Origin of the sequence: Nocardioides sp. NPDC006303 (genome assembly GCF_040613175.1) — a bacterium.
Taxonomy (GTDB): Bacteria; Actinomycetota; Actinomycetes; order Propionibacteriales; family Nocardioidaceae; genus Nocardioides.
Map to the genome: position 1 here is coordinate 1 of NZ_JBEXRR010000033.1, position 25,368 is coordinate 25,368.

Genomic DNA, 25,368 nt, shown 5'->3' on the forward strand with positions numbered 1-25,368 from the left:
AGAAACACATCCGCCGATTGATCAAGGGTTCCAGGGTCACTGGTCGAGCCGCCGGAGCCGCTAGGCGGAGGCGTGTCGAGACCAACACGGTCCGCTTCGGCGCTCGCATCGACTGTGTTGGTCTCGACACGCTCGCTAGCGCTCGCGGCTCGACCGACGGCGGAGACCAGCAGCGACGGATCGAGCACGGCGCGGCGTACGAGGTCGTGCGCGGCGACGTCGGGGAACCTCGCCCGCAGGGTGCGGGTGAGCGCGCGGACGTCGGTGGCGTCGAGGCCGCCGAGAGGACCGGTGAGCAGCTCCTCGCAGCGATCGGGGCGTACGTAGCGCTCATCGAGGTCGGACTCGACGTCGGCGTCGACGACGATCCCGAGCGCGTCGAGGAGGACCGCTGCGGCTGGCTCACGGACCAGCGGGGTCTCGTCGGCGGCGACCTCGACCGGTACGCCGGCGGCGGTCAGCGACCGGCGCAGCTGCGGGATCGAGGTGCGGCCCGAGCGCACCAGAACGGCCATGTCGGACCAGTCGATGCCGTCCTCGAGATGCGCCCGCCGGAGCAGGTCGGCGATGTGCTCGGTCTCGGCGCGGTCGGTGTCGAAGGTGAGCACCTCGGCCCGGCCGGGATCCTGGGCCAGCGGATGCGGGTTGCGGAAGGTGTCGTAGGCCGCGGCCGGGATCGAGCCGCGCACCGAGATGCCCGCCGCGATCGACCGCGACGCCCGCAGCAGCCGCGACCCGAACCGGCGGGTCGTCCCCAGCGCCACCACCGGTGCGTGCCGGCGCTCCCGGGTCAGGAACTGCGAGGGGAAGTCGAGGATCCCGTTGACGTCCGCGCCCCGGAACCCGTAGATCGACTGGTCGGGGTCACCCACCACGATCAGGTCGCGCCCGTCGCCGGCGAGCGCCTGCAGCAGCGCGACCTGGCTCGGGTCGGTGTCCTGATACTCGTCCACGAAGACGCAGGCGAACTCGGCCCGGAGCTCGGCCGCATGCCGCTCGGCCTCGATCACCCCGCGCATGATCAGGTCGGGGTAGTCGATGGCCGACTGCGCACCGAGCACGTCGAGATACTGCTCCAGGAACCACCCGGCGGCAACGAACTCCTCGATGCCCTCCTCCTTGCCGAGCGCCACCAGCTGGTCGGGGTCGAGCCCGCGCTCGCGCGCCCGCGCGATCACGGTCTGCACCTCACGCGCGAACCCGCGGGTGCCGATCGCCATCCGGAACCGCTCCGGCCACCTCACCGACTCCGGGTGGTCGGCCAGCAGCTCCTGCAGCACCACGTCGGCCTCCGGCGCGGAGAGCAGGGTCAGCGGGGCGGCGTAGAGCTCGGCCGGTGCGTAGCGGCGCACCAGTCCGTAGGCGAAGGAGTGGAAGGTCGAGGAGACCGCCCCGGACAGCGTCCGCCCCAGCCGCGCGGTCACCCGGTCGCGCAGCTGCTCGGCGGCCTTGCGGGAGAAGGTCAGCGCGAGCAGCTGGTCAGGACGTACGCCGCGGTTCTCGATCCGGTCGACCACGGCCTCCACCAGCGTGGTCGTCTTGCCGGTGCCTGGTCCGGCCAGCACCAGCAGCGGTCCGCCGGGATGCTCCACGACCGACCGCTGGTGCTCGTCGAGAACCGGCACGCCGACAGCACTCGGCGGCGGGGCAAGGCGGTAGGCGACACTCACGGGTCCCACCCAATCAGACGGCGCCGACAGTTTTCAGGCGTCCCCTCGAGCCTCGTGCCCGAGCCGCATCCTCACCGCGACCACGTCGTCGAGATCGAGACCCTCCGCCTTCCGGACGACCACCTTCAACGGCAGCAGATAGGTGCCGTCCTTGGGGAAGAGCGCGGTGGTGAACGTGGTCGCGCCGATGGTGGCGGTGACGGCGACCTGGCCCCAGTACTCCAGACCCCGGGCGTCCTCCTTGAGGTCCTCGGCGTCCTGGACGGGCATCGGCACGTAGTAGAACGGCGCCGGTCCGCGCCACTCGATGACGGCTCCTTCGAACGCGTACTCCATCTCCTACTCCGCAGCGCCTGATTCTGGGGCAAGCTCGAAGTCGTCGAAGTCGAACCCTGGTGAGACCACGCAGGAGACCAGCGCGTCCTCGGCCGAGGGGACCGTACGCTGCCACACCCCCGCCGGCACGACCGCCTGCGGCACCTGGCCGGCGGCGACGTCCACCCCGACGAGCACGGTCTCCCCTTCGACCGGCGCCGAACCGGCGCCGCCGAACTGGAGCGACACGACGCCGGTGTGCGCCAGCCAGATCTCGTCCGAGGTGACGCGGTGCCACGCGGACGACTCTCCGGCCAGGAGCCGGAAATAGATCAAGGTCGCGGTCGGGCGCACCCGCCCGTCGGGCAGGGTGACGGTCTCGGCAGCGGCCCAGGTCTGCCGGAACGCCCCGCCTTCGGGGTGCGGCGCGAGGTCAAGAGCGGAGGTGATGGAGTCAGCGGTCACCCGGCTCATTGTGCCGGGTCTCGTTGGCCGGGTCGTCGGGGAACCGCGGGTCGCCGAGCAGGTACTGCCAGATCAGTCCCGGCTTCTTGTGCGGCACCGGCTTGGGACCACCGACCGAGCGGCTCTCGACCGCGTCCCAGACGGCGTCGACGGGGCGGGCCAGGCGGCGTACGACCTTTCCGGGCAGACCCGTGTGCGGGAGATGGGGATGCGGACGCGACGGCGCCCTCCGCCCGGCCGCGGCCATCCGTTCCGCGATCAGGAGAAGCTCGTCGTCGGAGGCTTCCTCGGTGAGGCGCGAGACCAGCTCGCCCTCCCGCTCCTCCTGGTCGATGAGCGCCTCCTCGACCTCGCCCCACAGCGTCGGCCACCCGTGGGTGGTCTCCCAGGTGGAGCCGTACTCGTGCGCCTTCACGTGGAAGAGGAGCACCTCCAGGTGCCGCGCCATGGGGAGGTAGTCATGGACCAGAGCGGCGCCACCCTCGCAGTGAGCGGAGACGGCCGGGAGCAGCGCCTCGTCCACCGCGTGCAGGTGGCGGGACGTACCGGCGTTGAACTGGTCGATCGGCGGGCAGCCCCGGCGGGTCTGCTCCGGCCTGGCGATGATGCTCCGAGCGTGGGCCAGGCGCCCAGCGAGCTCGTCGTGCTTGCGTCGCAGCTCGTCCTGCAACACGGTCGTGGTGGCCATCTGCCTCACCTCGGCTGCTAGCCCATTAATTTGCAGGGTCACCCTCCAGAATGCGCCCGTTCTCGCCCCCGCGCAACAGGCAAACGGGCGATCAGACGTCGGCGGGCCGCTCGTTGTAGATCCCGGCCACGTCCTGGCCGCTCAGCGCGGCGATCGCCTCCATGACCTCGTCGGTGAGGGACCGGCGGGCCTTGCCGAGAGGTACGCCGTCGAAGCGGCCGGCCACCTGGATCGGCTGCCCGAACTCGACGGTGACCTTCGCCAGCCGCGGCAGGCTCGACCCGACCGGCTGGAGCTCCGCGGTCCCCCGCAGGCCCACCGGCACCACGGGCACGCCGGCGGTCAGCGCCAGGTGCGCCACCCCGGTGCGTCCGCGGTAGAGCCGGCCGTCGCGCGACCGGGTGCCCTCCGGGTAGATCCCGAACGCCTCGCCCTTGTTGAGGACCTCCAGGGCCACCTCCAGCGAGCCGAGCGCGGCCTGCGGGTCGTCGCGGTCCACGGGCAGCATCCCCATGCCCTCGAACCATGCCCTCTGGGCAGCGCCCTTGAGGCCGGTGCCGGTGAAGTAGTCGGACTTGGCCAGGAAGTGCACCGGTCGGGGCGAGACCGACGGGATCACGATCGAGTCGGCGAAGCTGAGGTGGTTGCTGGCCAGGAGCACGCCACCGGTGCGCGGGACGTTCTCTGCCCCCGTCACCGTGGGGCGCCAGACGGCCCGTAGAAGGGGTGGCACGACGGCGTGGAGGACGCGATACATCACGTGCTCATCGTAGGCGGCAGCCACATCGCCGCGCGCAGGTCCACCGCCCCCGAGACGCGGCGCGGGGTGCCCTCCTCGAGATAGGCCTGCCGCGCCTCCTCACCGTGGGAGGCGGGGAGCGAGCCGTCGGCCCGCACCACCCGCCACCACGGCATCCCCGCGCCCTCGCGCGCCATCACCGAGCCGACCTGCCGAGGCCCGCCTCCGAACTCGTCGAAGAGGGCATCGGCAATCGCGCCGTACGTCGTGACCTGCCCGCGTGGGATCTGCTCGACAAGACGCAGAACGGCCTCTACGTACGCCTCCCGGTCCGCCATGTCGCGCAGATTAGCGCGGTGTCACAGAATGGGGCTGAACGGCTCCGTGCCCTGGACCAGACGCAGACCGGAGATGCCGGAGTTCGCCTGGGCGTACTTCAGCTCGAGGTCCATATCACCGATGTTGTTGGACCCGGCGAGCGGGAGCAGGCCCAGGGTCGACAGCGTCCCGACCGCCTTGCCATCGGCGTTCAGGAAGCCGGAGCCGGAGTCACCGGGGATGCCGGGGGTGAGGTTGTAGAGCGGGTGCGACCAGCGGGTGCCGTTGACGCTGTCACCGAGCGAGAGGCCGATCTTCGGCGAGAGCAGGTCGAGGTCGGCGCGCACCGAGGAGTTGCCGTAGGAGTAGACCTTGTCGCCCGCCACGGTGCCGTCGGTGTCGATGCCCGTCGGACCGCCCCAGATCGGCACGCTCGGGTTGACCTTGCCGGCGTCGGCGGCGTTCACCTTGACCAGGGCGAAGTCGTTGTAGGCGCAGGTGTTCTCGTCCTTGGTGCCCGACTTCTGCATGGTCTCCCAGGAGGAGTACGCCAGCTTGCCCTTGCCCAGGACGGTGCCCTCGCTCAGCAGCGAGCCGCCCTCGTTGAAGGTCACCTCGGTGCCCAGCGGGAGCGACTTGGCGGCGCAGCCGTTGGTGTCGGTGGCCTCACCGAGACCGGCGCAGTGGGCGGCGTAGCCGACGTAGACGTTCGCGGCGGAGTCGGCGAAGACGAAGTTGGCGGTGCACTGGGCACCGTCGGTGTACATCTGCACGCCCGGGGTGATGGTGGCCGTGTCGGCCGGGGCCCAGGCGTGGGCCGCGGACGGGATCAGGGCCGGGACGAGCGCGGCGGTCAGGGTGCCGGCGGCGACGGCTGCGGCGCGGCGTACGGAACGGCGTGTGCGGAGCATGTGGGGGCCTCGGTCTGTAGGTGATGTGACTCACAAGTAACGAGGCTCGACTGCCCTGGGTTACGGGACGGCCACCACCACGGTGTTGCCCTGGAACGAGGTGCCGTCCCAGTCGTCGCACGTCACCACGACCAGTCTCGGCTCGCCATCGGTGTCGAAGAGCTTCTTGCTGCGCTTGGCGACCTGCTCCTTGGAGAGGTCGCGCACCGACCGGACGGTGTAGCTGAACTCCTCGTCCTTGGTCCGCACGACGATCTCGTCGCCCTCGTTCACCTCGCCCAACCGATCGAGGATGCCGCCGCCGTTGTGCAGGGTGTGGCCGACGATCAGCACCGAGCCGTCATCCGATCCGGGCTTCGCGCCGCCCTTCCACCAGCCCATGAGCGAGGCGTCGGCGGGCGGGGTGAGCGTGCCGCCCTCCATGGCCAGCGGCACCACGTCGGCATGCACGTTGAGCGACTCGATCGAGACGCCGCGTACCTTGCCCTTCTTCTTCGGCACCTCGGCCAGCGCCTCGGCCGGGATCGAGGAGGTCGTCCCAGGCGGGGTCGCGTTGGTCTTCTTAGCGTCGTCGAGCTTGGTGTAGTAGTCGTAGGCGGCATAGCCGAGCACAGCGACCGCGACCACGAGAACGACGACGAAGATCTCGCCGAGGAAGGTCCTCAGGCTGGGTTGACCGTTGCTCACTCGGCCGAGCGTGCCACAGCCTCAGCCCGTTTGCGACGTAAGGCCAGTCCGGCCCCCGCCCCCATCAGCAGCGCACCGACCCCGGCGAAGACATAGGACGGAGGTACGCCAGGGGTCGGGTCCGCGACGTTCGACTCCAGCCTCTCCGGGTCGATCGCAGAGCCTACGGCCGCGCCGGAGGCCGGCTCCGGGGCCTGGTCGCTCGCGTTGGCAGGGGCACCGAGAAACAGTCCGCCGGCCAGGGTGGCACCGGCGAGCGTCGCGCTGAGACGAGCGCGTGTGGACAACGTCGAATCCTCCGAGGTTCGGGCATTGATGCAACTCCGCCCCCCGCAGCTGCGATCGCAAAACTATCGGTATCTCCACGTACAGATAAAGCCAGCGGCGGCCCCAGAGGAGCCACCGCTGGCCAACAGTTCAGTAATGCTCAGCTGTACTGATTCAGTACGAGGGCTGCGACGGGTCGATCTGGTTGACCCATGCCACCACGCCACCGCCGACGTGGACCGCGTCCGCGTAGCCGGCGCCCTTGGCGATCGCGAGCACCTCGGCGCTGCGTACGCCGCTCTTGCAGTGGAACACGAGCGGCTTGGCACCATCGCCGGTGAGCTCGGCGACCTGCGGGATCGCGTTGCCGTTGAGGAACTCGCCCTTGGGGATCAGGACGGCGCCGGGGATCTTGTTGATCTCGTACTCGTTCTGCTCGCGCACGTCGACGAGGACGAAGTCGCGGCTGCCCTCCTCGCGCTCCTTGATCATCTCGGAGAGCTGGTTGACCGAGATGGTTGAGCCGGCAGCGGCGTCGGCCGCCTCGGTGGAGATCGCACCGCAGAAGGCGTCGTAGTCGATCAGGTCGGTGACCGTCGGGTTCTCGCCGCACAGCGCGCAGTTGGGGTCCTTGCGGACCTTCAGCTTGCGGTACTCCATCTCGAGTGCGTCGTAGATCATCAGCTTGCCGACCAGCGGCTCACCGATGCCGGTCAGCATCTTGATGGCCTCGTTGACCTGGATCGAGCCGATCGAGGCGCAGAGCACGCCCAGCACGCCGCCCTCGGCGCAGGAGGGGACCATGCCCGGGGGCGGGGGCTCCGGGTAGAGGCAGCGGTAGCACGGGGCGTCGTCGGTCAGGGTCGGCGCGAACACCGAAGCCTGCCCGTCGAAGCGGTAGATCGAGCCCCAGACGTACGGGATGCCCAGGAAGTACGCCGCGTCGTTGACCATGTAGCGGGTCGCGAAGTTGTCGGTGCCGTCGACGATCAGGTCGTAGCCGGTGAAGATCTCGCGCACGTTGTCGTTGTCGAGCCGCACGTCGTGCAGCACGATGTTGACGTACGGGTTGACCTCCTTGATCGCCGCCGCGGCGGATTCGGCCTTCGGCTGGCCCACCGTCGACTGCTTGTGGATGATCTGGCGCTGCAGGTTGGACTCGTCGACCTCGTCGAACTCGACGATGCCGAGGGTGCCGACGCCTGCGGCGGCCAGGTAGAGCAGGGCAGGCGAGCCGAGACCGCCGGCGCCGATTACCAGCACCTTGGCGTTCTTCAGGCGCTTCTGCCCGGCCATGCCGACGTCGGGGATGATGAGGTGGCGGCTGTAGCGGCGCACCTCGTCGATCGTCAGCTCGTCAGCGGGCTCCACGAGCGGGGCTAGGGACACAACTGCTCCTCAGTTCGGACGTACGTATGCCTACTTGAACACCGCAGGCACTTCTCCATGTTCCCTCATCCGTGGACGAGACAACGACGCGTCCCGCGATCCGAGTACCAGCGGGTAGGCTGCTGGGGTGACCACGCACCAATCCGAGCTCGACCCCACTCGACCGCGAGGGGCGAGACTGCCCCGGACGGAACGACGAGCCCAGCTTCTCGATTCCGCTCTCGAGGTCTTCGTCGCCTACGGCTTCCACGCCGCCGCGATGGACGACATCGCCGAGAGGGCAGGAGTCTCGAAGCCCGTTCTCTACCAGCACTTCCCCGGCAAGCTCGATCTCTATCTCGCCTTGCTGGAGAAGTCCGCGAACGAGATCATCGATCGCTGCCGGGAGGCCCTGGCTTCGACTGACGAGAACAAGGAACGCGTGGCCCGCACCGTCGAGGTCTTCTACGACTACGTGGCCTCCGAGTCCGGCGCCTTCCGGCTCGTCTTCGAGTCCGACCTGACGAACGACCCCGCCGTACGCGAGCAGGTCGACCGGGTCACGAACGAGTGCGCCGAGGTCATCGCCGAGGTCATCGCCGAGGACACCGGCTTCGCTCCCACCGCCTCCCACCTGCTCGCCGTGGGTCTGGTCGGCCAGATCCAGGTCAGCGCCCGCTACTGGCTCCACAACAACGGCGAGCTCTCCCAGGCCGACGCGGCTCGTCTCGTCGCCGGGCTCGCTTGGCGCGGCATCGGCGGCTATCCCAAGACTGATTGATTCCGCTCGTAGCGCAACGACGGGGTTCCTCACGGTCCGTGTGAGAGGATTCCGGAGCATTGATCGACCCATCGCAAGGAGGACCCGTGGAGGTCAAGATCGGCGTCCAGCAGGCCGCCCGTGAGCTCGTCGTAGAGACCGAGGAGTCCAGCGAATCGGTGGAGAAGCTCATCGCCGACGCCCTCGGCGGCGGTGCTGTGCTCGCTTTGACCGACAGCAAGGGCCGCAAGGTCATCGTCCCGACCGAGAAGCTCGCCTACATCGAGATCGGCCCGGCCAAGGTCGGCAAGGTCGGCTTCGCCGGCTGAACCACTCCGGGCTGCACTACTACTCAGGGATGGCCCTGATTCCGGTGACGAACTTCCGGTTTTGAGCCATGTTGTCCGTGCATTCCAGTCCCAACAGGTGCAATATCAAACGATGGGCGCGTTCATGGCGCCACTCACAACCTGAAGGGAAAAGGCATGATCTCTACGATCCTCGTCACCCTCATCGGCGGCGTCATCATTGGTGCCCTCGGCAAGTTCTTCGCGCCGGGCGATAAGGACAACATTCCGTTCTGGCTGACGATTGTCTGCGGTATCGGCGGCATGCTGATCGGCAGCTTCATCTATTGGTTCGTCTTCGGCCAGAACAACGGACCGTTCGACGGACATGCGGCCACGTGGGACAACGCAACCAACGGCATCGACTGGTGGCGTCACATCTGGCAGGTCGTGATCGCCGCCGTTCTGGTGGTCATCGCCTCCGGTGTCACCGGAAAGTCCAAGGCCTGAGCCTCATCCAGGTCACTTCGAAGCGGTCCCGCCCCTGTGGGGTGGGACCGCTTCTGTTGTTGCAGCCGGCTTCACCAGTTCGGCTGCGCCGGCGGCTCCGGCGGGGCCACGTCCGAGGGCCGGATGACGTAGACGATCCGCCCGGAGCGGGCCCAGGCACGGTCGAGCTCGCCGAGGTCGTACGTCGCCCGCACCTCCGCATCGCTGACGATCCTGTGGGAGGCGGGGTCGTGGACGACGGGGTCGCCACCTTCGTCGAAGCCGGTCAGCACGAGCAGATGACCGTTGGTGACGTACCCGGCGCCGGTCAGCTCGCCGGCCTGGTGCGAGACCGCCAGCACGAGCGGGATCCCGGCCTCGAGGAAGCGGGCGGCCTCGGCGAAGGAGCGGAGCCGGCTGACGTACGCGACCAGCCCCCGGGCGCCCGCATAGGCGGTGTTGAAGGCCCAGTTGCCGGCACCGCCGAAGGACTCGTCGTAGACCTCTCGAACAGTGAACGGCACCTGCGGGTCGGGAGTCTCGTAGTCCACCCAGGCCGTCTCGGCGGGCGTCGGCCCGGCACCCCAGAAGTCGGCGATCATCGCGGTCGAGGCGGCGCTGCACCAGGACTGCCCGCCACCGTCCCAGTGCGGATAGCGGTCCCGGTGGAGCTGCTGCGAATAGGCGGGTACGCCACCCACGACCGTCCCGCGAGGCACCACCCCCGGCGCCGGCGCCGAGTCCCGGGCGTCGGCCGAGACCATCGCCCCGAGCAGGCTCGCCCGCGGCAGGCTCCCGACGGGGCCGTGCAGGCTCAGCCGCAACGAGAACCGCGTGAACCTGCGCCCGTCCCGCCCCAGGATGGTGTCATCGGACGCGACCGCGACCGGGTCGTCCTGACCGGCCACGGAGGTGGAGGTGAAGGCCGGGTCCGAGGACCAGCGAGCCAGAGTCAGCCAGCCGCTCCGCTCCCCCGACTTGGCGACCACCCGAGCCGCGACCTCCACCCAGGTCCCGGGCGGGGTCACCACGTTCCACGAGGCGACCAGCTCGTCGAAGCAGAACCCGGGGCTGACCTCGGGAGACGTCCACACACCGGCTTCGGGGACGATCTGCGTCCCTGCCCAGCCGGTCCAGCGGATGTCAGTGCTCAAGCCCGAGCTTGCCCATTCGCTCGACGTGACGCTGGGTGAGCCGGGTGAGCATCTCTCCGATGGCGCCGAGGTCGAGACCGGGGAGGTGGTCACCGGCGATCAGCTCGCTGAGCCCCTCGCGGGTGGCGGCGACCTGCTGCGCCTGGGTGATCGCCTCGCCCATGAGGCGACGGCCCCACAGCGCCAGGCGTCCGCCGATGAGGTGATCGGCCTCGATGCCGGCCCGCACCCGGTCGACGATGAAGTCGGCCCGCCCGGCGTCCTCGAGGGTGGTGACCACGAGCTTGTGGGTGTCCTCGTCGAGGAAGCCGGCGACCTCGCGGTAGAAGTCGTTGGCGAGCCCGTCACCGACGTACGCCTTGACCAGCGACTCCCACCAGTCCGCGGGCTTGGTGTGGATGTGGAACTCGTCGAACCCCTCGCGCAGCGGCTCCATGGCCGCGTACGGGTCGGTCCCGAGCTCCACCAGCCGGTCGAGGACCGGCTGGATCTTGGCGTGCTGAGCGGCCGCCATCCCGAGCAGAGCCGTCTTGTCCTCCAACGAGGGCGCCATCTTGGCGTCGTCGGTCAGCCGCTCGACAGCCGAGACCTCGCCATAGGCGACGGCTCCGAGAAGGTCGATGACGGCGGCCTTGTAAACAGGATCACCGAACGGATCCTGAGGACCCGTGAACTCTGACGATGCAACCACGGGAGAACCCTACCGATAGAATGCCTTTTGACCGACCCAGCGCCGCTGTAATGCACTTCATATCGCGGTGGTCTGGATCCCGTATGTGCGCGGCGTGGCACTCGCTTGGCAAGCTCGAGACACCCGTGAGTCGCTCGCCGCATTCGATGAGACAAGCGAGTAGCGACGAATCATGACAACGTTCAAGGACCTCGGTGTACATCCCGAGATCTGCGCTCCCCTCGAGCGCAAAGGCATCACCACCCCCTTCGCCATCCAGGAGATGACCCTCTCGGTCGCCCTGCAGGGCACCGACCTGATCGGCCAGGCCCGCACCGGCTCCGGTAAGACGCTGGCCTTCGGCATCCCGGTGGTGCAGCGCAGCGTGTCCCCCAAGGACCGCGACTACATCGACCTTCCGCAGGGCAAGCCGCAGGCGCTGATCGTGGCTCCGACCCGCGAGCTGGCCATGCAGGTCTCCGCCGAGATCTCGCTGATCTCCGAGGACCGCGGCCTCCGCGTGCTGACCGTCTACGGCGGCGCCGGCTACGACCCCCAGCTCGACGCGCTGGAGAAGGGCGTCGACATCGTGGTCGGCACCCCCGGCCGCCTGATCGACCTGGCCAACCGGAAGGTCCTCGACCTCTCCCACGTGCACGCCCTCGTCCTCGACGAGGCCGACGAGATGCTCGACCTCGGGTTCCTGCCCGACGTGGAGAAGCTCGTCACCCTCACCCCGGAGACCCGCCAGACGCTGCTCTTCTCGGCCACCATGCCGGGTGCGATCGTGGCGCTGGCGCGTTCCTACATGCGCCACCCGATGAACATCCGCGCCGAGTCCGCGAGCGAGCGCGAGACCGTGCCCGCGACCGCGCAGTTCGTCTACCAGGCCCACGACCTCGACAAGCCCGAGATGATCGGCCGCCTGCTGCAGTGCGAGGACCACGACAAGGTCGTCGTCTTCGCCCGCACCAAGCGGCAGGCACAGCGGGTGGCCGACGACCTCGCCGAGCGCGGGTTCCCGGCCTCTCCCCTGCACGGCGACATGCAGCAGGCCGCCCGCGAGCGGGTGATGCAGAAGTTCCGTGACGGCAAGGTCGAGGTCCTGGTGGCCACCGACGTCGCCGCCCGCGGCATCGACGTCACCGGCGTCTCCCACGTGGTCAACTACACGACCCCCGACGACGAGAAGACCTACGTCCACCGCATCGGCCGCACCGGCCGCGCCGGCGCCTCCGGTGTCGCGGTCACGTTCGTCGACTGGGCCGATCTCCACAAGTGGAAGATGATCAACAAGGCTCTCGACCTTCCGTTCGACGAGCCGCAGGAGACCTACTCGTCCTCGGAGCACTTCCTCCACGACATGGGCATCCCGAAGGGCACCAAGGGCCGGGTCAAGGCCGCCGCGCCCGCGAAGCCCAAGGACAAGGACTCCGACAAGGACGGCGAGAAGCGCGAGCGCGCTCCCCGCAACCGCGACCGTCAGCGCACCCGTTCGCGCGGCGGCCAGGTCGTCGACAAGTCCGCTGCTCCGGCTGCCGCCGAGTCTGCTGAGTCCACGAAGCCCGCCGACGGCGAGGCCAAGTCCGAGGGCTCCGCACCACGTCGCCGCCGGCGCCGCCGTTCTTCGGGCTCGGGCGGTTCCGCGCCCAAGGCCGACGCCTGATCCTGCCTGAGCCCGCCTAAGGGATCACGACCACCTTGGTGCCGAGCCGCGCGAAGCGCCACATCGCCTTCGCGTCCGGCTCGGCCTGGCGGATGCACCCGTGCGACAGCGGGGTGCCGAGCTGGGCGCGGCTCTGCACGCGCTTGCCCTTGTCCACCGGGATGTTGTGGAAGCCGATCGCGGCGCGGGGGCCCTTGGTGAAGCGTACGAACCACTTCATCCGGCCCGAGTCGTCGATGCCCCTCGCGTGCTCGGAGCGGGAGAAGACCTTGTAGGTGCCGGGCTCGAGGTTGTCGTAGATGCTGCCCGAGACCGGATACGTACGCCGCGGCCGGTCGGCCGCGGAGACGATCCAGACCCGCTGGCGGCTGATCGAGAAGACCGCCCGGCGACCGGTGCCGGAGTCGTCCGGAAGCACCTTCTCCGCGGCGGCGATCCGCGCGTCGATGTGACGGTCGATCGCGGCCTCACGCTGGCTGTCGTGCGGCCAGACCGGGGTGCGTGCCCCGGCGTCCGCGCCCAGCTTCATCCCGCTGTCGGCCACGCTGGGCCGGCCGTTGGCCACCGGCTCGGCGATGACCTCGATCCCGACGAACAGACCGGCCGACGTCAGCAAGGACGCGGCGAAGAGCATCTTGGTGCGCCGAAGAGGCCGAGATCTCATGTGGCGCGCACTGCGGCTCACTTCTTCATCACGCGCCCGAGTCCCCCTACGAAATCCACGTCGAACATCATCCAAACACGTATCACCGCAAGTCAACTGTCACACGACAGACAGAAACCGTGATTCCGCGTGTGAACCGACGGGCGGCGCCTGGATCCGCCTCGCGACCGGTGGTGGCAGGATTGCCCCATGTCGAACCCCACCTCCCTGGTCACCGGCGCAACCGCCGGCATCGGACTCGCCTTCGCCCAGCAGCTCGCCGCCCGCGGACACGACCTCGTCCTCGTCGCCCGTGACGAGGAGCGCCTCGACGGCGTCGCCAAGGACCTGGCGGACGCTCACGGCATCGGTGTCGAGGTGCTCCGCGCCGATCTGACCGACAGCGCCGATCTGGCCAAGGTCGAGGCCCGCCTGGCCGACGCCGACCACCCGGTCGACCTGCTGGTCAACAACGCCGGTCACGGCCTCAAGCACCGCTTCCTCGACAACACCGCCGACGAGGAGACCGCGATGGCGGAGGTGCTCATCATCGCCCCGCTGCGCCTCTCCCACGCCGCGCTGGGCGCCCAAGCGGCCCGCGGCCACGGCGGCATCATCAACGTCGGCTCGGTCGCCTCCTACCTCCCCCGCGGCACCTACTCGGCCGCCAAGGCGTGGATCAACTCCTTCACCGAGTGGGCCCACAACGAGTACGCCGGCCAGGGCATCAAGGTGATGGCCCTGCTGCCGGGGTTCACCAAGACCGAGTTCCACGAGCGCCTGGGCTCCGGCTACGACTCGGCCCCCTCCTGGATGTGGCTCGACGTCAACGACCTGGTCCGTGAGGCGCTCGACGACTACGACGCCGACAAGACCTTCTCGATCCCGAGCAAGCGCTACAAGGCCCTGGCCACCATGGCGCGGGTGGTCCCGTCCGGCGTACTCCAGAAGTTCCAGTCGCTGGGCCGAAAGTAGGCGAGGCCGCAGGTAGTCCGAGACGTTCCAGCCCGTTACCGCCCGGTAGACGGGCCCGAAGGTCTCTGACTACCCAGCGCGGGCCCTCAGGTAGCGCTCACGCTGCCAGTCCGCCAGCGCTCGGCGCATCTCGACGGTGTGGGTGGGGGTCCACCAACGTGGCGGGTCGATCGTCCACCGTCGGTCCGCCATCGGTGTCCGGCTTGCTCGCGCCCGAGCCTCGTACGTCCTTCTGATGAAGTCGGCGGGGTCGCGGCGGTCGGCGGCGACCATGGTGACGTACTCCAGGCCGACCCGCCGGAAGGCACCCTCACGCCGCAGGTCCTTGGCCCGCTGCTTACCCGCCAAGTGCAGGACACCGTCGTACTCCGCAACCACCCCTCGCTCCAGGTCCAGGACATCCGGGGTTCCGATGTGGCGGCCATCGAGGTCGAAGACCGGACGGTTGGTGACCACGCCCGCGATCCCCATCCGCACCTTGAGGGTGAGCCGCAGATCGGTCTCCGACGGCGACCACACATTCTCATCGGCAAGCGAGATCGCACGCCTCAGGCGATCGATGCCGGTCCAACCGCTGAGCGTCTCGGCGTATACCGCCATCTCCGCCAATGAGATCAGGTCGCTGGCCGCGACGAGATCGAGCCAGCGTACGGCCGACAACGGCGTCTCCGCTCTACGAACCTCGAAGGCCACCGACCGATGCGGATCCGTGAGCGTCACCCCGTCCACGATCTGGCGCGTTCTCGGCAGCATGCGCTCCTTGCTCACCTCGATCCCGGCCTGCACGCGTGCCTGCGATCCCGGAGTGAGGATGGTCACCGGCAGCTCGCTCCCGTCCGCGTCACAGCCGTCGATCCAGCGCACCCGCTGCCATGCCAGGGCGGCCCAGCCCGTCACCGCGCCGTCCGCAGGCACCACCACGGAGGCCTCGAGAACCCGCTGCTGTGGTGAGGCCGGGACGTACGCAGGCACGTAGAGCCCCCGCGACGAACGCCGCCACGCCCGTCCCCTCGCCTGTTTGGGCGTCGGTCCGAGCACACCGGACGGATCCGTCCGCACGGGGCGAACCAGCCCAGGCCGCCCGAGAACGTCGGGCGGCCTGAAGTGAGAGGCGCGGGAAGCCACGACCCTCATGATGGCCGCGACCACCGACATGTTGCCGACCACCGGGTAGTCCGAGACGATCCGGCCCGTTACCGCCCGGTAGACGGGCCCGAACGTCTCGGACTACCCAGCCTCAGGCGTTCGCGATGAAGGTCGTGACCGCGTCGGCCACCATCTGAACGGCGATAGCGGAGAGGAGCAGACCGGCGATCCTGGTGATGAGCAGGACGCCGGACTCCTTGAGGACCTTCAGGATCGGGATGGAGAAGACCATCGCGACCAGGAGGGCGATGTGGACGACGACGAGCCCAAGGCCCAGCCCGAAGGCGGTCCCGACCGAGTCGACCTCCTGGGTGAAGACCATCGTGGCGACGATCGCGCCGGGGCCGGCCAGGAGCGGGGTGCCGAGCGGCACCATGGCAACGTTGGCGCCGGCGGCGGCGACGGGGTCGTCGAAGTTGTCGGTGAGCAGCTCGAGGGCGACCAGCAGCAGGAGCAGGCCGCCGGCGCACTGCAGCGCCTCGAGCGAGATGTGCAGGAAGTGCAGGATCGCCTGCCCGAAGAGCGCGAAGATCGTGATCACCAGGAACGAGACCGCGACCGCGAGGAGCGCCGCCCGGCGCTGCTTGCCCGGGGACTGTCCCGCGGTCAGCGACAGGAAGATCGGGATCGTGCCGACCGGGTCCATGATCACGAAGAGCGTCACGAACGTGGAGACGAAGATCTCGGTCAACGTACGACCTCGGGGGTGGCTCGTCCGGAGGCGGCCGCGGCTGCGGCGGCGCGCTCCAGGAGCCGCTCGTACTCAGCGGGTGCAGTGGTGTTCACTCCCAGATGGTGACCCACCTTCCCAGTGCCGTGGTAATCGCTGGATCCGGTCACCACGAGGTCGAGGTTGCGGGCGATCACCCGCAGCTTCTCGCGCACTTCGGGGCTGTGATCCTGGTGGTCGACCTCGAGCCCGGACAGGCCCGCATCGACCAGTGCGGAGATGGCTGCCTCGTCGGGCTGCTCGCGTCCGGACCGGCCCCACGGGTGGGCGATCACGGTGACTCCTCCGGCAGCGGCGACGGTGCGGATCATCGGCTCGAGCGGGGCCGCGTAACGGCTGACGTTCGCCGGTTTGCCGGCCCCGAGGTAGCGGTTGAACGCCTCGTCGCGACTGCCCACGTACCCCTTGGCGACGAGCGCGTCGGCCAGGTGCGGGCGTCCCGAGGCGGCGGCATCGCCGGAGACGGCGGCGACGTCCTCGAGCGACACCTCGATGCCGAGCCGCGCCAGCCGGGCAAGCATCAGCGGCAGCCGTCCGTCCCGGCCTGCCAGAATTCGGGCGAGCTCGGCAACGAGGGGCGGGTGGGTCCGGTCGGGCAGGTAAGCCAGCAGGTGCACGCTGTGGCCGACGTGGTCGGTGCTGATCTCCATGCCGCGCACCAGCTCGATCCCGGCCTCGGTGGCAGCGGCTGCAGCTTCGTCCCAGCTGGCAGCGGTGTCGTGGTCGGTGATGGCGACGACGTCGAGGTCCGCCGCCTTCGCCGCCTGGACCAGCTCGGTGGGCGAATCGGTCCCGTCGCTCACTCGCGAGTGAGTATGGAGGTCGATGCGCACCCGCCCATCCTAGGGCGACTTCCACCAAGATCCACCGGGCCCTCCGAAGGGCAGCTCGACCATCTGTACGCCCAGGTCTTGGACCTGGCGCAGGTGCCAGCCGTCCTGGAGCATCAGCATCGCCGTGGCCGGGCGGAAGACCAGCCACAACCAGCGGCCGGCCGCCTCGCCGACGACCACGGACCGTTCCCACTCCTCGGCACCGTTGGTCCACTGGGTGATCGGCCACAGCGGCACCAGCTGCCGCTGCCCGGCGACCCGGACCCTCGTCGTGGGCGGGCCGGCACAGGCGTCGATGCCCGGGTCCGGTCCTTCCGTACGCGCGCACCGCGCGCCCAGCCCGACGCCGGCCTCCTCGGTGACGACGGTCATCTCGACCGGTCCGTCGTCGGGGGTGACACCCGTCAGCGTGAGCAGCGTCGCCGCGCCCTTGTTCTCGTCGCCGACCACGGCGAGGTCGGCGATCGACCAGCCCGACTCGACCGGCCAGGGAACGTAGGTGGGCACCTCCCCGGCCAACGAGAGGACCTGCACCAGGTCCTCGTAGGAGGCCGCGTCGGAACGCCACACCGGCGTCACCACACCATGCTCGGGACAGGACTTGCTGCCGCCGGCACCGATGCTCGCCACCGGCGTCGCGCAGCGTGGACAGCCAACCGCAAGAGCCACCCCACAACGGTGACCCGTGCCATCCGTCTGGTCAAGCGTCGGAGGTGACTATGTGTTCCAGTGCTTGACGACCGGCTGCCCGTGGTGGGCGTCGAGCATCGAGACGGTCGCGGTGTCGAGCCGGAAGAGACGACCCTCGGTGACCGGGAGTCCCAGCCACACCGCAGCCAGGGCGCACAGCGCGTGTCCGTGGGAGAAGACCAGGGTGTCGCCGTCGCGCTCGCGGGCGGCCGAGGCGACCCGGCCCAGCCTCTCCTGGACGGCGGCAGCGGCCTCTCCCCCGGGCGTCTTTCCGGTCCACAGACTCCAGCCGGGATCGGTGCGGTGGATCTCGTCGGTGGTGATGCCCTCGTAGTCGCCGTAGTCCCACTCGACCAGGTCGTCGGTGACGACCGCGTCGGGGAAGCCCGCGAGCTCAGCCGTACGCAGCGCCCGCTGTCGCGGGGAGGTCAGCACCGCGGCGTACTCCCGGTCGTGAAGCCGCGACGAGAGCACCTTGGCGGCCTCCTCCCCCTCGGGCAGGAGAGGAAGGTCGGTGTGGGAGGTGTGCCGGCCGTTGAGGGACCACTCGGTGGTGCCGTGCCTGACGAGGTAGAGGGCCATGCCCCCATCCAACCAGCCGTCGGCCCGGCCGCTGTCTCACGCCCGAGTGATGAACCGATTGACCTCGCGGACGAGTACGTTGGGCGCCAGGTCGGCAGCGGTCGAGAGCGCCCTGGCCGGGAACCCGACGGTCGTGTGGACCTTCGGCACTCGCCCACGCAGCCCCTTGCGCGGCTGCGCCATCTCCCAGACCTGGTCGGCGACGTCTTCGACGGTGAGCCGGATGCCCAGGGTCTCGTGGGAGGAGGCGGCGTTGCCGTCGAGCAGCGCGGTCTTCACCCACAGCGGCCAGACCGCCTGCACCCGGATGCCCTCCTTGCGCCACTCCAGCTCCAGGGCCTCGGTGAGCCCGCGCACGGCGTACTTGGACGCGCTGTAGGAGGCGATCTCCGGCTGACCGTAGATCGCGCTCGCGCTGCAGACGTTGATGACGCCCGAGCCAGGGGTGGCGCGAAGATACGGGTAGGCGGTGTGGCAGCCGTTGATCACGCCGTTGACGTTGATCTCGATGGTCTGGTGGTGCTGGGCCAGGTCGACCTCGGCCAGGCGGCCGGCGCGCAGGATGCCGGCGTTGTTGACCAGCAGGTCGAGGCGACCGCCGGCGGCGGTGGCGAACTCCTCCAGCGCCGCGTTCCAGGACGCCGGGTCGGTGACGTCGAGCGCGCCACCGATGGCCGAGTCGGAGCCGAGGAGAGCCGCGACGTCGCGGGCCCGGTCGGCGTCGATGTCGTAGATCCCGACGAACCAGCCCTGCGCCGCGAACTTCTCGACGATCGCCTTGCCGATCCCCTGGGCGGAGCCGGAGACGAAGAGAGCCTTTTTCACTGCCATGACGTGCTCCTTACGCAGGGATGAGCGCCCAGTAGTCGAGGTCGAGCAGCACCCCGGGGGCGTACTTTCCGTCCTCGCCGCGCAGGGTCATCGACTCGTCGCGGCCCTTGGTGGCGACCAGACGCAGGCGAAGGGCGCCGACACCGGGAGCGTCGGTCTCCACCCGGTCGAGCACCTCGGACCAGGCGTAGACGGTGTCGCCCGCGAAGGCCGGAGAGGTGTGGGCGCCGGCGTTGATCGCGGCGACGAGCTGGGCGTTGGCGAGGCCGTTGAACGACAGCGCACGGGCCAACGAGATGATGTGGCCGCCGTAGACGAGGTTGCGGCCGTCGGGCCGCGCCTCGACGTTGAAGTGCACCTTCGCGGTGTTCTGCCACAGCCGGGTGGCCTGCTGGTGCTCGGACGCGGTGAGGGTGACCCCGTCGACGTGGTCGATCTTCTCGCCGACCTCGTAGTCGGTCAGCCGGTGCGGCTCACCGGCGGCGGTGAAGTCGTACGCGGTGAAGTCCAGGCCCTTGGGCACGATCAGGTTCTTCGCGTCGACCGCCTTCGCCAGCTCCGGGATCACGGTCTCGGGGGCGGCGGCCGCCTGGTCCCGCTTGTGCACCATCACCCAGCGCGCCCAGTCGATGGCGACCTCGCCACGCTGATTGGTGGCGGTCGAGCGTACGTAGACGACGCCGGACTTGCCGTTGGAGTTCTGCTTCAGGCCGATGACCTCGGACTTCGTCGAGAGCGTGTCGCCCGGCACCACCGGCTGGTGGAAGCGGCACTCGGCGTAGCCGAGGTTGGCGACCGCGTTCAGCGACACGTCCGGCACGGTCTTGCCGAAGGCGATGTGGAAGCCGATCAGCTCCTCGACCGGGTGCTGCTCGAGCCCGACGGAGGCCGCGAAGGCAGCGCTCGAGGGCACCGCGAAGCGGGTCGGGTAGAGCGATCCGTACGCAGCCCGGTCGCCCTCGGTCACCGTGCGCGGCGTGGCATGCTCGATGACCTGGCCGACCTGGAAGTCCTCGAAGAAGTTGCCGGGGTTCGTCTTGCTCATCTGCGGCCTCTCGTCGGTGAGTCTGGCGGTGCGTGGATTACCGGACGGTAACCTAGTTCAGACGATCCCGTGGAGGCGTTCCGGGATGCGTAACAGCGGCTGGTTGCGGAGGTTGTCGATGTGGCCCGGGCCGACGGCGCGGTGCACTCCGTCCTCCTCACGGACGAGCCTGGCCGGCAGGACCGAGGCAGGGTCGAACTCCTCGACGTCAGCGCTCACCGAGGCGGTCGCGGTGGTCAGCAGGCCGGCGAGATCGTCACCGGAGCGTCCCCAGGAGCTGCCCTTGCCGCGGCCCACCGCCTTGGCGAGCTCGTTGCGGCGGTCGGCCTGTCGGCGCAGCAGATCCAGGTCGGCGAACTTCATGTGGAGCATGAACAGCCCGGGATCGGGCACGTACTGCGCCTTGATCCCGTGGGAGGCGAGCGTCCAGGCGGCCGGCACCCGCTTGACCGACGGCTTGCACATCAACGGCGCGAACTGGGCGTACGCCCGCTGGCCGACGATCGGCTTGCCGCTGACCATCGGTCCCTCGACCGCGGTGTGGTGGACGACGTTGAGGGCGAACGGGGCGATCACCCGCTCGGGCCGCCGGCTCAGGTAGTCGGACAGGTTGGCGTACTTCGCCGGGTCCGGGACGAGGAACTCGTCCACGTCGGTGAAGATGACCACGTCGTAGATCCCCAGGAGACCGTGGGCGACCCCGCTGGCCAGGCCCATCCGGCCGGCTTCGAAGTTGCCCTTCCGGAAGCCCGGCAGGCGCTGGACCGTGCACGACAGGTCGTCGGTGGAACCGTCGGTCGAACCGTCGTCGAAGACGATCAGGTTCTCGTGACCCGCCGCTCGGCCGTAGTGGTCGACCCAGCGGGCGAGCATCTCCCCCTCGTCGCGGGCGATGGTGAGCACCGCGATCCGTGGCGGCGCGGCCGACGTGCCGCTCGCCTCTTCGACGAGTCTGCGACGACGGCGCAGGCTCCAGCTGCTTGACAAAGAGTTCCCCCGAATATGTGTGTGTTGAGGCCCTACGTGCGGACCAGCTCCTCTCGCCGGACGGACCACTCCACGAGGTCGGCCAGAGCGGAGACGGCGCGCGCCGGGGCCTTGCGGCCCTCCCCCGGGTCGATGGCCTCACCAGGGATGGTCGGGTCGGCGAGCTTCTTGTTGAGGTCCGTACGCAGCGCCGCATAGGAGGCCACCGCGGCGTCTCGAACCTGCTTGTCGGTGACCTTGCGCGGGTCGATCCCGCGTACGTCCACAGGAGCCAGGTCATCGAGATCCCCGTGGATGGTCGCGTCCAGACCGCTCAGCTCGGCTGCCTGGTCGCGGGTGAACGATGCGGTCCAGCGCGGTGCCTGGAGCCCGATACGCGGGTCGTCGACCGTCAGCTCCGGCATCAGGCGCTTGCCGAGGACGTGCTTGCGCAGCCCCATCGCCGCCGGGTAGGCCAGGCCTCGCCGGTCCAGCTCGGCGTTGAGGCAGCGCAGCACCTCGACGGTCGCGGAGCCGAGGGAGGTGTTCTTCGGCGGCGGGCTCTTCATCCCCTCGGGATCGAAGCCCATCGCCACACCGAAACGCTCCAGCAACAGGGTCGCCGGGCTGCCCGGAGGCGGCACGGTGACCAGGTGCAGAGGCCCGGCCTGGGCCCAGCGCCGGGCGATGGCGACCATGTCCTGCTCGGACCAGAACCGCTTACCGGGCACGGAGTGACGGCGCTCGGGAGAGCCCGGACGGCTCTTGTTGACCGCGGTGAGGAAGTCCCCCCAGGTCCAGTCCACGCCGTTCTGGACGAGCTCCTGCCACATCGACGGGATCTGCCGGTTGATGTCACGCAGCGAGAGCACGATCTCGGGGGTCACGCCCTTGAAGCTCGTCGCCACCCGCTCGACCGTCTCCGGCCCGACCGGCGCGAGCAGCTCGACGGAGATCAGCGCTGTGCCGTCCCACTCGTCGACCTCGGCGACCAGCCGGTCCCAGGCTCCGGCGACCGAGTTCCCCTGGGGGTGCTTCCGGCGGCCCTTCACGTCGAGAACGGCCTCGATCTGGTTGCGCCAGCGCGCGCCGGGGACCAGGAACCCACGCTCCGCGAGGAGAGCCTTGTTCTTGTACAGGGCACCCTGCAGATATGTCGTCCCCGACTTCATCGCCCCGACATGGAGCACTACGCGGCGCGCCAACGTTCAATACCTCTCGACCAGACCGACCCGACACCCCCGAAGGGGCATCGTAGCGTCAGGACCCGCCGCCGCCCGCCTTCCGGCGGTGCATCTTCGGTGCGCCACCGACTACCTCGGACCCGTGCGCCTTCTCCTTGGCCCCCGCGCTCTCGGCGCGTGCGTGGTCGTGGTTGTTCTTCTTCTCCAGCGCCTCGCGCATCTTGGCTTTGAGATCGTCGTTGGTCATCGCTCTCCCTAAATCTGCGTTGCTGGATCGTTGGTCGGGTAAACCCCAACCTACGACAACGACAACGGCGAAAACCTCAGGTTTTCCGGACGAGACCGTAGTTGTGGGCGACGAAGGTCTACTTTCGTCGCCCACAACTACGGAATCGGCGTCCGTTCGTGCGGACTCGATCGAGGCGAGTCAGGCGACCTGGTGATGGGCGGGGACGTCCAGGAAGCCGGCGTCACCACCGGTGTAGTAGGTCGCCGGGTCGGCCTCGGCGAGAGGAAGCCGACGACGAAGGCGCTCGACGAGGTCCGGATTGGCTAGGTACGCCCGGCCGAAGCTCACCAGGTCAGCACCCAGGTCCAGCCAGCGGTCCGCGGAGTCCAGATCCGTCGGCCTGGCCCCGAACGCCGCCTCGCCGCGGGTCAACCAGGAGCTCGGGTTGACGATCATGGTCCCGTCCCATCGCTTGCGCAGGTCGAGCATGGTCTCCTCCTCGGTGGTGGCCTCGATGTGGACGTACGCCAGCCCGAGCCGGTTGAGCTCGGTGACCAGAGCCGCATAGAGCTCGGCATGGTCGGCTTCGGTCACGTCCCAGATCCCGGCGCCGGGCGAGAGCCGGATGCCGGTGCGGTCGCCGCCGACAGCCTCCACCGTCGCCTCGACTGCCTCGACGGCGAACCGGATGCGGTTTGCCACCGTGCCGCCGTAGCGGTCGGTGCGCACGTTGGCGTTGGTCGAGAGGAACTGGCTGATCAGGTAGCCGTTGGCCCCGTGCAGCTCGACACCGTCGAACCCGGCGCCGACCGCGCGGCGGGCGGCTTCGGCGTAGGACTTGGCCTGCTCCGCGATCTCTGCGGTCTCCAGTGCACGTGGCACCGGCGCGGGCTGGGGCCCGGTCGGGGTGAAGACGTCGGCCGCCGCGGCGACAGCTGACGGGGCCACCGGTCGGTGCCCGGAGATCGACACGTGCGAGATCCGGCCTCCGTGCATCAGCTGGGCGAAGATCCGGCCACCGTTGACATGGACCGCGTCGGTGACCTGCCGCCAGGAGGCGGCCTCTTCCTCCGTACGCAGTCCCGCGGTGTTGGGGTTCGAGGTGCCGACGTGGTTGGGGGCGATCCCGTCGGAGATGAGCAGGCCGGCGGTCGCCCGCTGAGCGAAGTACGTCGCCATCGACGGCGTTGCCAGGCCGTCCGCGGTGCCTCGGGCGCGGGTCATCGGCGCCATCACGATCCGGTTCGGCAGTGTCAGCGGGCCCAGGTGGTGGCGGTCGAAGAGGCTGGTCACAGGTGAGCTCCTTGGGAGTGGCAGTGGTTCGCCACGTACGCTAGAACCTGACACTGACGTCAGAGGCAAGTCTTGTGCCGGAGATCACCCCAGGAGGAGTTCGATGCGGATCGGAGAGCTCGCGCGTCGGGCAGGCGTGAGCGTCCGCTCACTGCGCTACTACGAGGAGCAGGGGCTGCTCGTGTCCGAACGCAGCGGCAGCGGCCAGCGGCACTACCCCGAGGCGGCCGTCGACCGGGTGATCCTCCTCCAGCGGCTCTACGCGGGCGGACTCTCGAGCCGTACGATCGGCGAGGTCCTTCCCTGCGTCGACCGGCCGAGCGCCGACACCTCCGAGTCGGCCTTCGAGATGATGGTCAGCGAGCGCGACCGGCTCAGCGCGCACATCGAGGGCCTGCTTCAGACCCGCGACATGCTCGACGAGCTGATCGCCACGAATCGCCGCCACAACGCGACCCTCCGGTCCGGTTCCGCCGGCTGAGCATGCACCCGAGACAGCAGAAGTGGGCGACGAAACCACTGTCTCGTCGCCCACTTCTACAGATTCGGCGGAAGGTCCGGCTGGAGGGTCAGGACTTGTAGTCCTTCAGGAGGCTGCGGCCGATGATCATCTTCTGGATGTCGCTGGTGCCCTCACCGATCAGCATGAACTTGACCTCGCGCATGATCCGCTCGATCTCGTACTCCTTGGAGTAGCCGTAGCCGCCGTGGATGCGGAAGGAGTCCTCCACGACCTCGTTGGCGTACTCGGAGGCGACCATCTTGGCCATCCCGGCCTCCACGTCCATCCGCTTGCCGGTGTCCTTCAGACGCGCGGCGCGGACCATCATGTTGTGGGAGACCTCGACCTTGGTGCCCATCTCCGCGAGGCGGAACAGGATGGCCTGGTGCTCGGCGATCTTCTTGCCGAAGGTCTGACGCTGCTGGGCGTAGGCGATCCCGAGCTCGAAGCCACGGATCGCCAGGCCGCAGGCGCGGGCGGCGACGTTGACGCGGCCGACCTCGACACCGTCCATCATCTGGAAGAAGCCCTTGCCCGGGGTGCCACCGAGGATCTGGTCGGCCGAGATCTTGTGAGCCTCGAAGATCATCTCGGTCGTGTCGATGCCCTTGTAGCCCATCTTGTCGATCTTGCCGGGCACGGTCACGCCCTGCGCGGTCTCACCGAAGCCCGGGGTCTTCTCCACCAGGAAGGTGGTCATGTTCTTGTAGACGCTCTCGGCGCCCTCATCGGTCTTGGTCAGCACCGCGACCAGGGTCGAGGAGCCACCGTTGGTCAGCCACATCTTCTGGCCGGTGATCTCGTAAGACCCATCGGCCTGCTTGGTCGCCTTCGTGGACACCGCGCTCACGTCGGAGCCCAGACCGGGCTCGGACATCGAGAACGCACCGCGTACCTCGCCGGTGGCCATCTTCGGCAGGTACTTCTGCTTCTGCTCCTCGGTGCCGTGCTGCATCAGCATGTAGGCAACGATGAAGTGGGTGTTGATCACACCCGAGACCGACATCCAGCCGCGCGCGATCTCCTCGACGCACAGCGCGTAGGTCAGCAGCGACTCACCCAGCCCGCCGTACTCCTCCGGGATCATCAGACCGAAGATGCCGAGCTCCTTGAGACCTTCGACGATCTCGGTCGGATACTCATCGGCATGCTCCAGCTCCTGGGCCACCGGAATGACCTTCTCGTCCACGAACTGACGGACGGTCTTCAGGATCTCTTCCTGAATATCGGTGAGACCTTCGGTCTCGGCAAGGCGACCCATGCTT

Annotated in this window: 31 protein-coding genes; 6 read left to right on the forward strand and 25 right to left on the reverse strand. The window is 69.0% G+C overall.

Annotation, left to right across the window (positions count from 1 at the left end; translation table 11 throughout):
- From ABZY89_RS21560 to moeZ, 10 genes are all read right to left on the reverse strand, one after another.
- The coding region (locus ABZY89_RS21560; protein WP_355230483.1) for an ATP-dependent helicase at positions 1–1,670 on the reverse strand (1,670 nt) is incomplete at its 3' end.
- 33 nt (positions 1,671–1,703) lie between these two features.
- Positions 1,704–2,006: a DUF1905 domain-containing protein gene (locus ABZY89_RS21565; protein ID WP_355230485.1), complete on the reverse strand. Its 303-nt coding sequence runs from the start codon at positions 2,004–2,006 to the stop codon at positions 1,704–1,706.
- 3 nt (positions 2,007–2,009) lie between these two features.
- Positions 2,010–2,459 carry a cupin domain-containing protein gene (locus ABZY89_RS21570; RefSeq protein WP_355230487.1) on the reverse strand — a complete coding sequence of 150 codons (450 nt, stop codon included), beginning with the start codon at positions 2,457–2,459 and terminating at the stop codon, positions 2,010–2,012.
- Complete coding sequence (locus ABZY89_RS21575; protein ID WP_355230489.1) at positions 2,440–3,138, reverse strand: hypothetical protein; 699 nt, start codon at positions 3,136–3,138, stop codon at positions 2,440–2,442. Before ABZY89_RS21575 ends, ABZY89_RS21570 begins: the two co-directional genes overlap by 20 nt.
- A 91-nt stretch (positions 3,139–3,229) precedes the next feature.
- Positions 3,230–3,895, reverse strand: coding sequence for a lysophospholipid acyltransferase family protein (locus tag ABZY89_RS21580; protein ID WP_355230578.1), 666 nt, complete (start codon positions 3,893–3,895; stop codon positions 3,230–3,232).
- On the reverse strand, positions 3,895–4,215 hold the full coding sequence (locus tag ABZY89_RS21585) for an MGMT family protein (protein ID WP_355230490.1): 321 nt from the start codon (positions 4,213–4,215) through the stop codon (positions 3,895–3,897). The genes ABZY89_RS21580 and ABZY89_RS21585 overlap by 1 nt, the downstream gene beginning before the upstream one ends.
- A 21-nt stretch (positions 4,216–4,236) precedes the next feature.
- Positions 4,237–5,106 (reverse strand): hypothetical protein, encoded by an 870-nt coding sequence (locus ABZY89_RS21590; RefSeq protein WP_355230491.1) that lies wholly within the window; start codon positions 5,104–5,106, stop codon positions 4,237–4,239.
- A 60-nt stretch (positions 5,107–5,166) separates the two neighbouring features.
- Positions 5,167–5,793, reverse strand: a complete 627-nt coding sequence (locus ABZY89_RS21595; RefSeq protein ID WP_355230493.1) for a class F sortase — start codon at positions 5,791–5,793, stop codon at positions 5,167–5,169.
- Positions 5,790–6,080, reverse strand: coding sequence for a hypothetical protein (locus ABZY89_RS21600; RefSeq protein ID WP_355230495.1), 291 nt, complete (start codon positions 6,078–6,080; stop codon positions 5,790–5,792). The genes ABZY89_RS21595 and ABZY89_RS21600 overlap by 4 nt, the downstream gene beginning before the upstream one ends.
- Before the next feature lie 154 nt (positions 6,081–6,234).
- Complete coding sequence (moeZ, locus tag ABZY89_RS21605; protein WP_355230497.1) at positions 6,235–7,449, reverse strand: adenylyltransferase/sulfurtransferase MoeZ; 1,215 nt, start codon at positions 7,447–7,449, stop codon at positions 6,235–6,237.
- Between the two features lie 127 nt (positions 7,450–7,576).
- On the opposite strand from moeZ, the gene ABZY89_RS21610 reads away from it, so the two are divergent.
- The 3 genes from ABZY89_RS21610 (at position 7,577) to ABZY89_RS21620 (ending at position 8,985) form a co-directional block, all read left to right on the forward strand.
- The gene (locus tag ABZY89_RS21610; protein WP_328529078.1) at positions 7,577–8,209 is read left to right on the forward strand and encodes a TetR/AcrR family transcriptional regulator; all 633 of its coding nucleotides are present in this window, start codon (positions 7,577–7,579) and stop codon (positions 8,207–8,209) included.
- Positions 8,210–8,295: 86 nt separating this feature from the next.
- Positions 8,296–8,517, forward strand: coding sequence for a DUF3107 domain-containing protein (locus ABZY89_RS21615; RefSeq protein ID WP_091052608.1), 222 nt, complete (start codon positions 8,296–8,298; stop codon positions 8,515–8,517).
- 156 nt (positions 8,518–8,673) lie between these two features.
- Complete coding sequence (locus ABZY89_RS21620) at positions 8,674–8,985, forward strand: hypothetical protein (RefSeq protein WP_350721129.1); 312 nt, start codon at positions 8,674–8,676, stop codon at positions 8,983–8,985.
- A 71-nt stretch (positions 8,986–9,056) separates the two neighbouring features.
- Here ABZY89_RS21620 and ABZY89_RS21625 read toward each other — a convergent pair whose 3' ends face one another.
- Together ABZY89_RS21625 and ABZY89_RS21630 are read right to left on the reverse strand one after the other, a co-directional pair.
- Positions 9,057–10,118: a C39 family peptidase gene (locus tag ABZY89_RS21625; RefSeq protein WP_355230499.1), complete on the reverse strand. Its 1,062-nt coding sequence runs from the start codon at positions 10,116–10,118 to the stop codon at positions 9,057–9,059.
- The gene (locus ABZY89_RS21630) at positions 10,108–10,809 is read right to left on the reverse strand and encodes a ferritin-like fold-containing protein (RefSeq protein WP_355230501.1); all 702 of its coding nucleotides are present in this window, start codon (positions 10,807–10,809) and stop codon (positions 10,108–10,110) included. Before ABZY89_RS21630 ends, ABZY89_RS21625 begins: the two co-directional genes overlap by 11 nt.
- A gap of 172 nt (positions 10,810–10,981) precedes the next feature.
- On the opposite strand from ABZY89_RS21630, the gene ABZY89_RS21635 reads away from it, so the two are divergent.
- Positions 10,982–12,454 (forward strand): DEAD/DEAH box helicase, encoded by a 1,473-nt coding sequence (locus ABZY89_RS21635; protein WP_355230503.1) that lies wholly within the window; start codon positions 10,982–10,984, stop codon positions 12,452–12,454.
- A gap of 16 nt (positions 12,455–12,470) precedes the next feature.
- Here ABZY89_RS21635 and ABZY89_RS21640 read toward each other — a convergent pair whose 3' ends face one another.
- The gene (locus ABZY89_RS21640) at positions 12,471–13,118 is read right to left on the reverse strand and encodes a L,D-transpeptidase (protein ID WP_355230505.1); all 648 of its coding nucleotides are present in this window, start codon (positions 13,116–13,118) and stop codon (positions 12,471–12,473) included.
- A gap of 189 nt (positions 13,119–13,307) precedes the next feature.
- Between ABZY89_RS21640 and ABZY89_RS21645 the strand changes: the two genes are divergently transcribed.
- Positions 13,308–14,072 (forward strand): SDR family oxidoreductase, encoded by a 765-nt coding sequence (locus tag ABZY89_RS21645; RefSeq protein WP_355230507.1) that lies wholly within the window; start codon positions 13,308–13,310, stop codon positions 14,070–14,072.
- A 69-nt stretch (positions 14,073–14,141) separates the two neighbouring features.
- On the opposite strand, the gene ABZY89_RS21650 is transcribed toward ABZY89_RS21645, so the two are convergent.
- The 11 genes from ABZY89_RS21650 to ABZY89_RS21700 all read right to left on the reverse strand — a co-directional run bounded on the left by ABZY89_RS21650 (position 14,142) and on the right by ABZY89_RS21700 (position 23,601).
- On the reverse strand, positions 14,142–15,044 hold the full coding sequence (locus ABZY89_RS21650) for a hypothetical protein (RefSeq protein ID WP_355230509.1): 903 nt from the start codon (positions 15,042–15,044) through the stop codon (positions 14,142–14,144).
- Between the two features lie 265 nt (positions 15,045–15,309).
- Positions 15,310–15,909 carry a MarC family protein gene (locus tag ABZY89_RS21655; RefSeq protein WP_355230510.1) on the reverse strand — a complete coding sequence of 200 codons (600 nt, stop codon included), beginning with the start codon at positions 15,907–15,909 and terminating at the stop codon, positions 15,310–15,312.
- Positions 15,906–16,781, reverse strand: a complete 876-nt coding sequence (locus ABZY89_RS21660; RefSeq protein ID WP_355230512.1) for a PHP domain-containing protein — start codon at positions 16,779–16,781, stop codon at positions 15,906–15,908. The genes ABZY89_RS21655 and ABZY89_RS21660 overlap by 4 nt, the downstream gene beginning before the upstream one ends.
- Positions 16,782–16,790: 9 nt before the next feature.
- Complete coding sequence (locus ABZY89_RS21665; RefSeq protein ID WP_355230514.1) at positions 16,791–17,450, reverse strand: DUF6758 family protein; 660 nt, start codon at positions 17,448–17,450, stop codon at positions 16,791–16,793.
- 48 nt (positions 17,451–17,498) lie between these two features.
- Positions 17,499–18,053, reverse strand: coding sequence for a histidine phosphatase family protein (locus ABZY89_RS21670; protein ID WP_355230516.1), 555 nt, complete (start codon positions 18,051–18,053; stop codon positions 17,499–17,501).
- A 36-nt stretch (positions 18,054–18,089) separates the two neighbouring features.
- A complete protein-coding gene (locus ABZY89_RS21675; RefSeq protein ID WP_355230518.1) occupies positions 18,090–18,884 on the reverse strand; it encodes an SDR family oxidoreductase in 795 nt (264 codons plus the stop codon).
- A 10-nt stretch (positions 18,885–18,894) separates the two neighbouring features.
- Complete coding sequence (locus ABZY89_RS21680) at positions 18,895–19,929, reverse strand: MaoC family dehydratase (protein WP_355230520.1); 1,035 nt, start codon at positions 19,927–19,929, stop codon at positions 18,895–18,897.
- Positions 19,930–19,986: 57 nt separating this feature from the next.
- Positions 19,987–20,916, reverse strand: coding sequence for a glycosyltransferase family 2 protein (locus ABZY89_RS21685; protein WP_355230522.1), 930 nt, complete (start codon positions 20,914–20,916; stop codon positions 19,987–19,989).
- A gap of 32 nt (positions 20,917–20,948) precedes the next feature.
- Positions 20,949–22,100, reverse strand: a complete 1,152-nt coding sequence (locus ABZY89_RS21690) for a hypothetical protein (protein WP_355230524.1) — start codon at positions 22,098–22,100, stop codon at positions 20,949–20,951.
- A gap of 55 nt (positions 22,101–22,155) precedes the next feature.
- Positions 22,156–22,326 (reverse strand): DUF5302 domain-containing protein, encoded by a 171-nt coding sequence (locus ABZY89_RS21695; protein ID WP_160027349.1) that lies wholly within the window; start codon positions 22,324–22,326, stop codon positions 22,156–22,158.
- Between the two features lie 180 nt (positions 22,327–22,506).
- Entirely contained in the window at positions 22,507–23,601 is a 1,095-nt protein-coding gene (locus ABZY89_RS21700; protein ID WP_355230526.1) for an alkene reductase, read from the reverse strand.
- A gap of 103 nt (positions 23,602–23,704) precedes the next feature.
- On the opposite strand from ABZY89_RS21700, the gene ABZY89_RS21705 reads away from it, so the two are divergent.
- Entirely contained in the window at positions 23,705–24,082 is a 378-nt protein-coding gene (locus ABZY89_RS21705) for a MerR family transcriptional regulator (RefSeq protein WP_355230528.1), read from the forward strand.
- An 88-nt stretch (positions 24,083–24,170) separates the two neighbouring features.
- On the opposite strand, the gene ABZY89_RS21710 is transcribed toward ABZY89_RS21705, so the two are convergent.
- Positions 24,171–25,364, reverse strand: a complete 1,194-nt coding sequence (locus tag ABZY89_RS21710) for an acyl-CoA dehydrogenase family protein (RefSeq protein ID WP_355230529.1) — start codon at positions 25,362–25,364, stop codon at positions 24,171–24,173.
- Positions 25,365–25,368 lie beyond the last annotated feature (4 nt).

Bases quoted from the DNA above. Each gene is read 5' to 3' on its own strand.
- ABZY89_RS21565 (WP_355230485.1), bottom strand. From the start codon at position 2,006: ATGGAGTACGCGTTCGAAGGAGCCGTCATCGAGTGGCGCGGACCGGCG.
- ABZY89_RS21570 (WP_355230487.1), bottom strand. From the start codon at position 2,459: ATGAGCCGGGTGACCGCTGACTCCATCACCTCCGCTCTTGACCTCGCG.
- ABZY89_RS21575 (WP_355230489.1), bottom strand. From the start codon at position 3,138: ATGGCCACCACGACCGTGTTGCAGGACGAGCTGCGACGCAAGCACGAC.
- ABZY89_RS21580 (WP_355230578.1), bottom strand. From the start codon at position 3,895: ATGTATCGCGTCCTCCACGCCGTCGTGCCACCCCTTCTACGGGCCGTC.
- ABZY89_RS21585 (WP_355230490.1), bottom strand. From the start codon at position 4,215: ATGGCGGACCGGGAGGCGTACGTAGAGGCCGTTCTGCGTCTTGTCGAG.
- ABZY89_RS21590 (WP_355230491.1), bottom strand. From the start codon at position 5,106: ATGCTCCGCACACGCCGTTCCGTACGCCGCGCCGCAGCCGTCGCCGCC.
- ABZY89_RS21620 (WP_350721129.1), top strand. From the start codon at position 8,674: ATGATCTCTACGATCCTCGTCACCCTCATCGGCGGCGTCATCATTGGT.
- ABZY89_RS21635 (WP_355230503.1), top strand. From the start codon at position 10,982: ATGACAACGTTCAAGGACCTCGGTGTACATCCCGAGATCTGCGCTCCC.
- ABZY89_RS21640 (WP_355230505.1), bottom strand. From the start codon at position 13,118: ATGAGATCTCGGCCTCTTCGGCGCACCAAGATGCTCTTCGCCGCGTCC.
- ABZY89_RS21645 (WP_355230507.1), top strand. From the start codon at position 13,308: ATGTCGAACCCCACCTCCCTGGTCACCGGCGCAACCGCCGGCATCGGA.
- ABZY89_RS21670 (WP_355230516.1), bottom strand. From the start codon at position 18,053: ATGGCCCTCTACCTCGTCAGGCACGGCACCACCGAGTGGTCCCTCAAC.
- ABZY89_RS21675 (WP_355230518.1), bottom strand. From the start codon at position 18,884: ATGGCAGTGAAAAAGGCTCTCTTCGTCTCCGGCTCCGCCCAGGGGATC.
- ABZY89_RS21680 (WP_355230520.1), bottom strand. From the start codon at position 19,929: ATGAGCAAGACGAACCCCGGCAACTTCTTCGAGGACTTCCAGGTCGGC.
- ABZY89_RS21695 (WP_160027349.1), bottom strand. From the start codon at position 22,326: ATGACCAACGACGATCTCAAAGCCAAGATGCGCGAGGCGCTGGAGAAG.
- ABZY89_RS21705 (WP_355230528.1), top strand. From the start codon at position 23,705: ATGCGGATCGGAGAGCTCGCGCGTCGGGCAGGCGTGAGCGTCCGCTCA.
- ABZY89_RS21710 (WP_355230529.1), bottom strand. From the start codon at position 25,364: ATGGGTCGCCTTGCCGAGACCGAAGGTCTCACCGATATTCAGGAAGAG.